Annotated in this window: 11 protein-coding genes and 2 tRNA genes; 10 read left to right on the forward strand and 3 right to left on the reverse strand. The window is 51.8% G+C overall.

What is annotated here, in order from left to right:
* Position 1: 1 nt before the first annotated feature.
* The 3 genes from N909_RS0119940 to pyrE are packed head-to-tail and all read left to right on the forward strand — an operon-like array spanning position 2 to position 2,861.
* Positions 2-820, forward strand: a complete 819-nt coding sequence (locus N909_RS0119940) for a phosphoribosylformylglycinamidine synthase subunit PurQ (protein WP_029917895.1) — start codon at positions 2-4, stop codon at positions 818-820.
* A 24-nt stretch (positions 821-844) separates the two neighbouring features.
* Positions 845-2,254 (forward strand): amidophosphoribosyltransferase, encoded by a 1,410-nt coding sequence (gene purF / locus N909_RS0119945; protein WP_029917896.1) that lies wholly within the window; start codon positions 845-847, stop codon positions 2,252-2,254.
* A gap of 52 nt (positions 2,255-2,306) precedes the next feature.
* Positions 2,307-2,861 (forward strand): orotate phosphoribosyltransferase, encoded by a 555-nt coding sequence (pyrE, locus tag N909_RS0119950; RefSeq protein WP_029917897.1) that lies wholly within the window; start codon positions 2,307-2,309, stop codon positions 2,859-2,861.
* A gap of 63 nt (positions 2,862-2,924) precedes the next feature.
* Here pyrE and N909_RS0119955 read toward each other — a convergent pair whose 3' ends face one another.
* From N909_RS0119955 to nadB, 3 genes are all read right to left on the reverse strand, one after another.
* Complete coding sequence (locus N909_RS0119955; protein ID WP_029917898.1) at positions 2,925-3,134, reverse strand: hypothetical protein; 210 nt, start codon at positions 3,132-3,134, stop codon at positions 2,925-2,927.
* Positions 3,135-3,251: 117 nt separating this feature from the next.
* Positions 3,252-3,545, reverse strand: a complete 294-nt coding sequence (locus N909_RS0119960; RefSeq protein ID WP_029917899.1) for a chorismate mutase — start codon at positions 3,543-3,545, stop codon at positions 3,252-3,254.
* A gap of 11 nt (positions 3,546-3,556) precedes the next feature.
* A complete protein-coding gene (nadB, locus tag N909_RS0119965) occupies positions 3,557-5,173 on the reverse strand; it encodes an L-aspartate oxidase (protein WP_029917900.1) in 1,617 nt (538 codons plus the stop codon).
* A 155-nt stretch (positions 5,174-5,328) separates the two neighbouring features.
* Here nadB and N909_RS0119970 point away from each other — a divergent pair, with 155 nt between their 5' ends.
* From N909_RS0119970 to N909_RS0120000, 7 genes are all read left to right on the forward strand, one after another.
* On the forward strand, positions 5,329-5,886 hold the full coding sequence (locus N909_RS0119970) for a lytic transglycosylase domain-containing protein (RefSeq protein WP_051690019.1): 558 nt from the start codon (positions 5,329-5,331) through the stop codon (positions 5,884-5,886).
* Positions 5,886-6,473, forward strand: coding sequence for a CDP-diacylglycerol--glycerol-3-phosphate 3-phosphatidyltransferase (gene pgsA, locus N909_RS0119975; RefSeq protein WP_029917902.1), 588 nt, complete (start codon positions 5,886-5,888; stop codon positions 6,471-6,473). Before N909_RS0119970 ends, pgsA begins: the two co-directional genes overlap by 1 nt.
* A gap of 115 nt (positions 6,474-6,588) precedes the next feature.
* Positions 6,589-6,663, forward strand: a tRNA-Gly gene (locus N909_RS0119980).
* Between the two features lie 299 nt (positions 6,664-6,962).
* Positions 6,963-7,037 (forward strand) — tRNA-Gly (locus N909_RS0119985).
* An 800-nt stretch (positions 7,038-7,837) separates the two neighbouring features.
* The gene (locus N909_RS0119990) at positions 7,838-9,367 is read left to right on the forward strand and encodes a sensor domain-containing diguanylate cyclase (protein WP_029917903.1); all 1,530 of its coding nucleotides are present in this window, start codon (positions 7,838-7,840) and stop codon (positions 9,365-9,367) included.
* Positions 9,368-9,654: 287 nt separating this feature from the next.
* Positions 9,655-10,863, forward strand: a complete 1,209-nt coding sequence (locus N909_RS0119995; protein ID WP_029917904.1) for a type II secretion system F family protein — start codon at positions 9,655-9,657, stop codon at positions 10,861-10,863.
* Between the two features lie 158 nt (positions 10,864-11,021).
* Positions 11,022-12,740 (forward strand): GspE/PulE family protein, encoded by a 1,719-nt coding sequence (locus N909_RS0120000; protein WP_029917905.1) that lies wholly within the window; start codon positions 11,022-11,024, stop codon positions 12,738-12,740.
* The last annotated feature ends 3 nt before the right edge of the window (positions 12,741-12,743 follow it).

A 12,743-nucleotide genomic window follows, 5' to 3' on the forward strand; every position in this document is an offset into this window, starting at 1 on the left:
TATGGCGAGTCAAGTCAAAGCAATCGTTATCGCCGGGTATGGAACCAACTGCGAACGGGAAGTTGCGCATGCCTGTCGGCTTGCCGGAGCGCAAGCGGATATTGTCCACATTGCCGAGTTGCTGGCCGGGCGTGTGCAACTGAGCGATTATCATTTTCTTAATCTGGCCGGAGGGTTTCTCGATGGCGATGACCTTGGCAGCGCCAAAGCCGGAGCTAATCGGTTGCTGTATGCACCGGTCAAGGGCAGCCGGGATTCCATTGCCGACCAGCTCAAGCAGTTTATTGCTGCCGGGAAGTTGGTCATGGGGGTTTGCAACGGTTTTCAGTTGTTGGTGAAAATGGGTTATCTGCCCGCTTTAAACGGGGACTATCGCCAGACCTGCACTTTGACCTATAATGACGGCGGACGCTTTGAAGACCGCTGGTGCCGGTTGCAAGTCGACCAGGATTCTCCTTGTGTTTATACCTCCGGACTCGAAGAGCTTTATTTGCCGGTCCGACATGGGGAAGGAAAATTTCTTACCATTGATGCCACCACCTTGGAACAGCTTGAGAAAAATCATCTGACCGTCTTGAAATATGCCGATGCTACTCTTCAGCCGACCATGAACTATCCGGACAATCCCAACGGCAGCGAAGCAGCCATCGCCGGTATCTGTGATCCGAGTGGTCGGTTGTTCGGTCTGATGCCGCACCCTGAAGCTTTTGTCCACCGTACCCACCATCCGCGCTGGACCCGTGAAGAACTGCCGGAAGATGGCATGGGCTTGTGGTTGTATCAGAATGCGGTCCGGTTTATTGAAAAAGAGTTGTTGTGACCTTAAAAAGGAGCCTTAAGCTCAATGTTTGATAAATTACACGAAGAATGTGGCGTTTTTGGAATCTTCGGCCACCCGGAAGCAGCCAATCTGACCTATCTCGGGCTCTACGCCTTGCAACATCGCGGGCAGGAAAGTTGCGGTATTGTCGCTTCAGACGGTATGCGCTTGAAGGCCCATCTGGGTATGGGGCTGGTGGCGGACGTTTTCAAGCGGGACGATATTTTCGAACGGCTACCGGGGAGTTCGGCTATCGGCCATGTCCGTTATTCGACGGCCGGCGGCAACGACATGAAGAACTGTCAACCGATCATGGTTGATTATGCCCGGGGCAGTATTGCTGTGGCTCATAACGGCAACCTGGTCAATGCCCAGGAGATCCGCAACACCCTGGAACAGAGCGGCTCAATCTTTTCGACCACTGCGGACACTGAAACGATTATCCACCTGATTGCTAGGGCGCAGTCTGATTCATTGATTGAACGGGTCATCGAGGCTTTGAATCAGGTTAAGGGGGCTTATAGCCTGGCATTTCTGACCGAAACCCGGATGATTGCGGTGCGCGATCCCAATGGGTTCCGGCCACTGAGCCTGGGCAAGCTGGACGGCGCTTTTGTGGTCGCTTCGGAATCCTGCGCTTTCGATCTGATCGAAGCCGAATATCTGCGGGAAATAGAGCCGGGTGAGATGATCATTGTTGATAAAAACGGCATGAAATCCTATTTTCCCTTTCAGCAGGAATCCCGCAATACACCGTGCATTTTTGAATATATCTATTTTGCTCGGCCGGACAGCCGAATTTTCAACCGGATGGTTTATCCGGTGCGCAAAGAATTCGGTCGCCAGTTGGCGCAGCAATATCCGGTCGATGCCGATCTGGTCATGGCGGTCCCTGATTCGGGAATGCCAGCGGCAATGGGCTATGCGGAAGAGGCCGGTCTGCCCTTTGAGCTGGGGCTGATCCGTAACCATTATGTCGGCCGGACTTTTATTGAACCGCAACAATCGATCCGCCATTTTGGAGTCAAGCTGAAACTTAACCCGGTGCGTGAAATCATTGAAGGCAAACGAGTGGTCGTGGTCGATGACTCCATTGTTCGCGGAACCACCTCGCGAAAAATCGTCAAAATGATTCGCAATGCCGGAGCCAAAGAGGTGCATGTGCGGATTTCCAGTCCGCCGACCAGTTTCCCCTGCTTTTACGGGATTGATACGCCGTCGCGCAAAGAGCTGATTTCCGCTTCCCATACCATTGAAGAAATCGCCCGTTATATCACCGCTGACAGCCTTAGCTATCTGAGCCTGGAAGGGCTGCATGCTGCGCTGGCTAAATTCGGCGACCACAAGGTCGATTTCTGTGAAGCCTGCTTCAGCGGCAACTATCCGGTTAAATTCCCCCGGCTGAAAGATACCAATCAGCTGGGCCTTTTTTGAAAAAATTGAATAATTTGGAATACTTGCTGATATAGAATCAAGGAGGTTGGTGATGAGCGTAAAAGATGAACTGAAGGCTATTATCCGTGAGCTTTCCTATGAGGAACGCGAGGTCACCTTGGCCTCAGGGCGGAAAAGCAATTTTTATTTCGACGGTAAACAGACCACCCTGCATGCTCGCGGTGGCTTGCTGGTGGGACAGGCTTTTTGGAATGAGGTCAAAAAAATTGATGATCAGGTGGTCGGAGTCGGTGGACTGACCCTCGGTGCAGACCCGATTGCGACGGCGACCTCGATTGCGGCCCAGTTGGAAGGGTATCATGTGCATGCGTTTATTATTCGCAAAGAGCCGAAAGGGCATGGTACCGGGCAATGGCTGGAAGGGCGCAAAAACCTTCCGCCGGGATCAAAGGTCGTGATTGTTGAGGACGTGACCACCACCGGCGGTTCCTCCATGAAAGCGGTGGAACGTGCCGAAGAAGAGGGGCTGAATGTTGTGGGCATTGTAACCCTGGTGGATCGCGAAGAAGGCGCTCGTGAAGCCATTGAAGGCGGCGGGCAAATTCTGCGGGCGGTTTTTACTAAGGCCGAAGTTGTCGGAGCGTAAGCGCTTTTTCTCATCAAATAAAAAAAATCGGGACGCGCTTAAGTCGCGCTGTCCCGATTTTTTTTACTCTTCAGCGGGAATTCGATAAATATCCAGCACCCCTGGGATTTTTCTTAACTCGTCGCAATCTATGTTGTTTGTCGCACCGACGACCCCGAGAATAATCCGGTCGGCACCAGTTGATTGGTGGAAATCGCAATCCTGCTCAACCAGGTATTGTTTCACCTCTTCAAGTTCATGTTCCATAACCCGTTTTTTCATGATGACCAGCATGTCTGGCGTTCTCCTTAAGAAGATTGCTGCAAAACTGCGCCTCGGGGCTTTTGCGATCAAGTCAGGGGAAGGGCGATTTCCCTGGTATACCGCAATGATTTGTCTTCATTCAGGTAATCATAGCTGCGGAGGGCTCTCTGCTCGCCGATTGGCATGGGCGCGTTCCAGGCTGCGGCTTTCATCAATCACCCGTTCAAACAGCCGGATAATTGCGGAATTTTCCAGCGGTCCCTGATTGTTCAGCTGCATCCGTTCAAAGATCAGTTTTTCCCGGCGGGGATCGTAAATCGGCAAATCAAGCTGCTTTTTCAGCTGGCCAATCTGCAGGGCGAGGGTGGCTCGCTCATTGAAAATTCTCAGCAATTCATCGTCGAGTTCGTTGATCCTGGTGCGGATTGTATCAATATCCAAGGGGCAGTCCTTTAGCTTCCGGACGAGCAGTACTCGGCGCCGGGGATGATGGTGTCATGCTGGAAGTTTTGATCATCGCGCTCCGGGTGGTCAATGGTGAAGTGGAGGCCGCGGCTTTCGTGGCGGGAGAGAGCGCTTTGAACGATCAATTTGGCGACAGTGGCGATATTGCGCAGTTCGATCAGGTCTGAAGTGAGCAGGAAATCCCAATAGTATTCGTCGATCTCCTGCTGGATCAGCAGGATCCGGTTCATGGCCCGCTGCAGGCGTTTGTCAGAGCGGACAATACCGACGTAATTCCACATGCAGCGGCGGATTTCATCCCAGTTGTGGGCGACAATGACTTCTTCATCGCTGTCGGTGGCATTACCGCTATCCCAGGTCGGTACCGGTGGGTTAGGGGGGTATTGTTTGTCGAATCGTTCCAGGGATAATTGTGCTGCTCTTTTAGCAAAAACAACTCCCTCAAGCAGACTGTTGCTAGCCAGGCGGTTGGCTCCGTGCAGACCGGTGCAGGCGACCTCGCCGATGGCGAACAGATTGTCAATGTTGGTTTCTCCGTCCTGGTCGACGCGCAACCCGCCGCAAAGGTAATGCGCTGCCGGCACCACAGGAATCGGTTCGCGGGTCATGTCGATGCCGTATTGCAGGCAGGTTTCATAGATCATCGGGAAATGGTCTTTGATGAAGGCCGCTCCTTTATAGGTGATATCAAGGTAGGCGCAGTCGTCACCATATTTTTTCATCTCGCTGTCGATGGCTCGAGCAACGATGTCGCGGGGGGCAAGATCCTTAAGCGGATGATAATCAGCCATAAAAGCGTAACCATCCGAACGTTTGAGGATGGCTCCTTCGCCGCGCACCGCCTCCGAGATCAGAAATGATTTTGCATTCGGGTGATACAGGGTGGTGGGGTGAAACTGCATGAATTCCATGTTGGCGACATCCGCACCGGCCCGCCAGCCGATGGCTACGCCGTCACCCGTGGCGATGTCGGGATTGCAGGTATACAGATAGACTTTTCCTGCTCCGCCCGTGGCTAGAACCGTAAAACGTGCCCCGAAGGTGACGACTTCTTCATTCTCTTTATCAAAAATATAGGCGCCGAGGCAGCGGTTGGGAGAGACCGGCCGCTGGAGGACTTTGGCTTCGGTAATCAGATCGACCGCGATATGATCCTGAAAGAGAGTGATATTGGGGTGCTGTTGGGCCGCTTCAACAAGAGCGCGTTCAATTTCCCGGCCGGTGGCATCCTTGGCATGGAGAATTCGGCGGTGGCTGTGGCCGCCTTCCCGGGTGAGATCATACTCGTTGTCCTGGTTGCGGCTGAACTGAACGCCCCAATTGATGAGATCACCGACCGCCGCGGGTCCGGACTGGACTACCAGCTCGACAATCTCCGGCTTGGACAACCAGGCTCCGGCGACCATGGTATCTTCTGCATGGGCCCCAAAGCTGTCTTCTTCTGAAAAGACCGTGGCGATTCCACCCTGTGCCAGCTGGGTTGCTGTAATGTCTATATTCCGCTTGGTTACCAGCGAAACCGTGCCCCGATCAGCAACTTTCAGAGCATAGGTGAGCCCGGCAATACCGCTCCCGATAACCAAAAAGTCAGTTTCTATTTTCATTGTTTTCTCCCGGCCGAAACCGACCGTTATTATTTGCATATCAGCACGTCTGCGGCATTATCGGCGGGGCTTTCAAGGTTGTCAAGCAATAGACCGGTACAATGGCGCTTGACTCTGCTTAGGGGCAAGGTTATAAATTACTCATGTTTGCTGATATGAGATTGATTTCAATATATTTTCTGGTTGCTTTGGTGTTTTTGCCGAATATTGTCGCTGCCGGTATTTATCGCTATGTCGATGCGAACGGAGGGGTTCATTTCACCAATGTCCCGACTTCATCGGAATATCGTTTTTACCGGACCGAGGGGGACCGCTATCGGCTGGAATCGCTCATCGCTCACAGCGCTGAGACCTTTCAACTGGATCGAGCCTTGATTAAGGCGGTTATCAAGGTCGAAAGTGACTTTGATCCGCAGGTCATTTCCAAGCGTGGCGCCCAAGGGTTGATGCAACTGATGCCGGAAACCGCTGTGGAAGTTGGGGTTAATAATCCTTTCGATCCTTCTCAATCCATTTACGGCGGTTCCATGTACTTGCGAAAAATGCTTGATTCTTTCAATAGGAACTTGGATTATGCTCTTGCCGCTTATAATGCCGGCCCCAATGCGGTACGCAAATATGGTGGAATTCCCCCTTTTGAGGAAACCAGGAATTACATCAAGCGGGTCAGGCATTATTTCGATTTCTACCGCCGCAATGAGAGTACATTCTGATGACTCGAACAAGAGAATTGTTGAACCTGCCAAATATCCTGACCTTATCCCGTATTGTTGCCGTGCCGGCAGTTGTCCTGCTGTTGCTTTTTGAGTCGAGGGAAAACTGTTTCTGGGCTGCAGTGGTGTTTACTGCTGCGTCCGTGACCGACTGGCTGGACGGATACCTGGCCCGGCGCTGGGGGATCGTGACCATCCTGGGGAAATTCCTTGACCCTTTAGCAGATAAGCTGATCGTTATGGCTGCCCTGATTATGCTGATCCCCCTTGATCGCGTCCCGGCCTGGGCGGTTTTCGTGATTCTGGCCAGGGAACTTATTGTCTCCGGAATCAGGTCGATCGCTTCGTCCGAAGGGATCGTCATTGCGGCCAGCAATTTAGGGAAATACAAGACCATCTTTCAGATGATCGCCATTGTTGGATTGCTGCTTCATTATCGGTATTATTGGTTTTTTGGGGTAGAAGCTAATTTCCTTTACCCGTCAATGCACAATGCCGGCATTTTTATCTTCTACATTTCCCTGGTTTTGACCATCTGGTCCGGGTTGGACTATTTTTTCAAGTTTTTCAGAATCTTTGTTCGTTGATTAACCTGCTGAAATTACACGGGAAAGACTTTTGTAAAAAAGAAGAATTTTTTGTTGACACTTGTCGAAGCGTTTTGCTATACATACACCCGCTCGACGCAACGAGCTCCACTGTGCGGGAATAACTCAGTGGTAGAGTGCAACCTTGCCAAGGTTGAAGTCGCGGGTTCAAATCCCGTTTCCCGCTCCATAAAAATTCAAGCGACCGGATCATTAATCCGGTCGCTTTTTTTTTGTTGTCTGACGGAATTATCCATGGGGCCGCGCTTGACTGTGTTTCTTGATCCCGGCCCATTGGCTTGAGGCAGAGCCTCTTTTAAACGGACAAGCTCAACCGGCAATAGCGTAAATTTAAAATACCCCGGAGCCAATGCAAAGGGGTAGCCACCCCATTATCTGGAAAAGATCGGTTAAAGCACCTAAAGGTATTGACACCTGTTGAAGCGTTTTGCTATACATACACCCGCTCAACACAACGAGCACCACTGTGCGGGAATAACTCAGTGGTAGAGTGCAACCTTGCCAAGGTTGAAGTCGCGGGTTCAAATCCCGTTTCCCGCTCCATCAAAAATTCAAGCGACCGAATCAGCGATTCGGTCGCTTTTTTTTTTATCTTTACACCATCCGAGTAACCGTAACCTCTAAAATTTTTTTTGAACGGTCATCCCCATGGGCCGACGGAATGGAATCCCGAAAGAGGTTCTGTCGAAGGAATTGGTTATCTCACCCCCATCCCGACCTTCCCCCATCAAGGGGGCAGGAGCATGACACTGTCATAATCCATAAATCGTTGGCAGTGTTGGGTTTTAGGCGAGTACGGGACGATATTCCATCAACCCGCGACTCTTGCAATTCCGCAGCCCCTCCGTCCGCCAATACGAGAAGCGAAGCTTTTCGTTCAGGCGCATTCGACGACGTTATGGTTAGTAGCGGCCATACTTCGTGATTAAATGCAGCGGTGACCAACCCTGCCCAACTATCAGCGACCAGCGCGTAGCGATATTGCTCCCGAAACAAACGAAACTCCCGAGCAATCAAAAGGCCATTTTTTGCCATCTTTTTGTTGGCCTGGACAAAAAGGTGGGCGGCGTGCGGGGCCGAGCCCCCGCGACCTTGACTTTGATTTGGAGTTTTTTCTACTGAACCGAAACAACTCGTTGCTCAACGAGAGAAACCGAAAAGCCTCTTTTTATCGACCAGTAAATATTTTGTATTTCTCACCCAAAACAAAACCAATAACCACTTTATTGGCATATCCAGATTTTATTCCTTGAACTGAGCAGTAAAAACGAAGACCATGGAAATCATTTCAGATATGTTAAGATTTGTATTTATTGTATGCGAACTGGCCGGAGGTTTGTTGCATGGATTCCAGACTTGCGAGCAACAATGACGTTGACCGCCTTATTGAGGAGCAGATCAAGCTCCCTTCACCACCGACTATTGCTGTGCAGATCCTGAATACTGTGCAGGATGAAGCCGCTTCGCTGCAGGATTTGACCCAGATTATCGCTGCGGATCCGGCCCTGACGCTCAAGATGTTGCGCGCGGCAAATTCCGGCTTGTATTCGATGCCCTATGAGATTTCTACCATCGAGCGGGCGGTGAGTATTCTGGGGACCAATGTCGTAAAAAATATCGCTTTATCTTTTGTCATTGCCAAAGACCTGCGTGGAACGGAGAGCGGGCAATTCGATTTTGATTACTTCTGGAGACGATCAGTCACCACGGCGGTTGCTGCCGAACTCCTATGCAAACTGCTCAAACACGACAATCACGATATTTTTGTCACCGCTCTGCTCCAGGATATCGGAGTTCTGATCCTGTTTTTGGGAAAGGGCAGCGAATATAGCGGCCTGTTGGAAGAACGGATGTTGTTGGAAAGGACTTTGCGGGATCTGGAAAAGGCTAAATTCGGCTTCGACCACCAACAAGTCGGTGCTGCACTGTTGAAAGCCTGGGGGGTGCCCGACCGGATCTCCGAACCTTTAAAGTTTCACCACGAATCTGTCGCTGCTCCAGATTCATATGTGCAAACCGCACAGATTCTGAGAATTGCCGACCAATTGGCGTCAATTTACAGTGAGATCAACAGCGCTGAGAAGGTTCGTCATCTGCAACACGAGTTGTTTAGAACTTTTCGCTTCAGACCTGACCAAGTCCGTGATCTGGTTGACGATGTTGCAACCAAAAGTGTGGAGTTCCTCGAGGCTTTCGATCTGGATCCTGGAGAGATCAAGCCCTATTCGCAGATGCTGCAGGAAGCCAACGAAGAATTGAGCCGACTCAACCTGTCTTATGAACAGGTGGTGCTGGAGCTTAAAGAAGCCAAGGAAAATGCCCAGAACCTTGCCAATGAACTTCGCGAAGCGGTGGCGCGCTTGAAGGAGCTTGTTTTTCGCGACAGCCTGACCGGCCTCTATAATCATCGCTATTTCCAGGAAATTTTTGAGCAGGAACTGGCCCGGTCTTTGCGCTATCAATCTTCCGTCGGTCTGCTCCTGTTTGATATCGATAAGTTTAAAGATGTGAATGATAATTTTGGTCACCCGGCCGGTGACCTGGTGTTGATGAATATTTCAAAAGCAGTGCAGTGCGCCGTTCGGCCGACGGATGTCGTCGCCCGCTATGGTGGTGAGGAATTTGCCGTCGTTCTCCCTCACACCAATCAGGCCGGCATGCGGGTGTTTGCCGAGCGGTTGCGGCGCAGCGTCGAAGGCATCGCTACTGTTTCCGAAGGTGTTGAACTCAGAGTGACGATCAGTATCGGCGGGGCCTGCTGGACCCTTGACCGCCCTCAGGTCAGTAAAGAGCAGCTGATTCATACCGCGGATCGGGCACTTTACATGTCCAAAAGAAACGGGCGCAATCAGGTGACAATTCTTGAGCCTTAATCTGCGTTTGGCATATTCAGGTGTCTTATCAGTCTACAGACTGGTTCCTGATGCTGGTTGTCCCGCGTTTATAACTATCAGGCTATTGAAAATGACTATCCATGGACTCAGTAGCCTGTTTTTTTAACAGCCTTCTATTTATTTAGCTGATGAAAGATGCTGATTGGATCGAAATTGATAATAGCTTTTGACTTTCACAGATATCGCAGCAATAATATAAAACAGCGTTATTGATGTTTTTTTCGAGTGAGTATGCTGGATCGACTTATGCCGGAATCAGAGTAATCATGCCCACTTATCAATGTAAAATAGGAACCGTCGACGGACGTATTGTCGAGAAGGTCTATGAGTCGGGATCTCGTTTTCAGCTGAAAGAGAATCTTGAGGACCAGGGCTTTCACGTTTTTTTGATTCGCCGACATTATTTGTCCTTTCTCGATGGAGGAAAGGGCAGGGCGGTGCGGCTGAGCGGTCGGCAGTTTTTGAGCTTCAACCAGGAACTGCTGGTGCTGCTGCGCTCCGGGTTATCGGTCCTGAAAATCTTTGACACCCAGCTTGAGCAGATGGAGGCAGGCCCGTTTCGTGATGTCATCGCTGAAATCAGGGAAGACATCCGCGGCGGCAGCTCCCTCTCGGAAGCTTTTGCCAAGCATCCCCGTTCCTTTTCGCCTCTTTACATTGCGGCGCTGAAAGCCGGAGAAAAAACCGGCGATCTTCCGGAAACCCTGGCGCGCTTTCTGGCCTATCAAAAGCGGGTCGAGGCCATTCGTGCCAAAGTCCGCAGCGCCTCGTTCTACCCCTTGCTACTGACCACCGCCGCCATTGTGGTGGTGATTTTTCTGATGCTCTACGTGGTCCCGCGTTTCAGCCAGATTTATGCAGACGCCAATGTGCAACTCCCGCTGATCACGCAGATTCTGATTCTTGTTTCAGATATTGTCGGGCGCTATTGGTATCTGGTGATCGGTGCTGTGGTTCTGGCCATAGTGCTGTGTAAACCGATATTAAGAACGTCCCAGGGACGCCTGCGGATTGACGGGCTGTTGTTGAAGATCCCTTTCTTTGGTCGGCTGGCCATTGATTATGCCTTATCCAGTTTTGCCCGGACCCTGGGAACCATTTTAAACAGTGGAACCCCGCTGGTCGAAGCCATGAAAATGGCGCGGGGAACCCTGAACAACCTGCGCCTTGAACAAGGCATGATCCAGGCGATTCAGCGGGTTGAAGAGGGGTCTGCGTTGTCTGACGCGTTGGGGCGGACCGGTTACTTCCCCGCTTTGGCGTTACGCATGGTCAATGTCGGAGAAACCTCCGGATCGCTGACTGAAATGCTGAGTGATATCGCGGATTATTACGAAGCCGCTGTCGAAGCCCGTTTGAACCGACTGACCACGATGATTGAGCCGGTGCTGATGATGGTGATGGGGCTGCTGATCGCATTCATTATTGTGGCGATGTACGTCCCGATTTTCCAGTTGGCCGGGACCGTCGCTTAAGCAGCAACTGTTGCAGCAGACAGTCGCAGGGTCCAAGAGAGGGCACTTAGAGCTTTAATTCATTGACTATTTTTGAGATCGGTAAAGTGTCATCTTCCCGATTGTTGATTGCATGAGTCCCTGGCTGGACTTATGCAGCTATCTGCTAAAGGACCGCTATGGTGTTTCAGAACAGACAGATTGGACGCATCCTGGCAGATATGGGGGCGATTGCTCCTGCGGAAATCGATCTGCTTCTGGAAAAACAAAGCCAGACCGGACAGCGTTTTGGAACGATCGGCGTTGAGACCGGGATGTTTACCGATATTGAATTGGCACAGGGCCTGGCCGAGCGTTTTCAGTATGATTTTATTGATCTGAAAGATGTGGCGCTTGATCCTGAGCTGGTGGCCTCTTTACCTTCCGATCTCTCCATCAAGTACAACCTGGTTCCCTTGGACCGGCATGAGAATACCCTGGTGGTGGCCGTTGCCGACCCGACCGACATTGCCGTGCTGGATAAGCTGGAGTTGCAGCTGGGTTGCCGTCTCGAGATTAAAATCGCCGCGCAAAGTCAGATCGAACGGCTGATCGAACGCGGAGCCGGTTCCCAGCGGGTGCTGCGGGAGGCCTCGGAAGATTTCAAGCTGCAGCTGATCAAAGAGACCGAAAAAGGGGATGAAGTTCTCTCCATTGACAAACTCACCGCTGATACCAGTCCGATTATTCGGCTGATCGATTCGACCCTGTTCGATGCCCTGAAAAAGCGCGCCAGCGATATCCATATTGAGGCGACCAGTGACGGGGTGGTGATCAAATACCGGGTCGACGGGGTGCTTTACCAGGCGACGGAGACCATCGACAGCCGCTTTCAAAGCCCGATTATTTCGCGGATCAAGGTCATGAGCGAACTCGACATCTCCGAGCGGCGCATTCCGCAGGACGGACGCTTCAAGGTCCGGCTGGGTGATAAATCCATCGATTTCCGGGTTTCGATCATGCCGACCAGTTACGGTGAAGATGCGGTCATCCGGATTTTGGACAAAGAATCGATTGCGGCTGACATGAAGGGCCTGACCTTCGAATCGCTGGGCTTTGCCGAGCGGGAAATGGCGCGAATGCGGGCCCGGATTCGCGAGCCTTACGGCATGGTGCTGGTGACCGGGCCGACCGGTAGCGGCAAAACCACCACCCTCTATGCGGCCTTGTCGGAAATCAATTCCACGGAAGAAAAGATCGTCACCATCGAGGATCCGGTTGAATACCAGGTCAAGGGGGTGGTTCAGGTTCCTGTCAACGAGAAAAAGGGCCTGACCTTTGCCCGCGGCTTGCGTTCGATCCTGCGTCACGACCCGGACAAGATCATGGTCGGGGAGATCCGTGACCCGGAGACCGCGCAGATTGCCGTCCAGTCGGCGTTAACCGGGCACCTGGTGTTCACCACGGTCCATGCCAACAATGTTTTCGATGTGCTCGGGCGTTTCCTGCATATGGGGATCGATCCCTATAATTTCGTCTCCTGTCTCAACTGTGTCATGGCGCAACGGCTGGTCCGGGTCCTCTGCCGGCACTGCAAAACCCCGGTCACCTATGAGCGTGATCTTCTGGCGTCTTATGGGTTGAGCGAAGAACAATGCGCCCGCGCCAATTTTTATGAAGCGCCCGGCTGTAAAGAGTGTGGCGGGCTCGGTTTTTCCGGGCGCAGCGCCATTGTCGAACTGCTGGAGATGAATGATGACATGCGCGAGTTGATTGCCGCCAAAAGCCCGATCTCGGAGCTGAAGAAAAGAGCGCTGCAGAACGGCACCATCTTCCTGCGTCAGGCCGCGCTGGAAAAGGTTTTACGGGGCGAAACCACCTTTAAGGAAATCGACCGCGTCACTTTTGCAGAAGGGTAGAGG

The organism is Pelobacter seleniigenes DSM 18267 (genome assembly GCF_000711225.1).
Classification (GTDB): domain Bacteria; phylum Desulfobacterota; class Desulfuromonadia; order Desulfuromonadales; family Geopsychrobacteraceae; genus Seleniibacterium; species Seleniibacterium seleniigenes.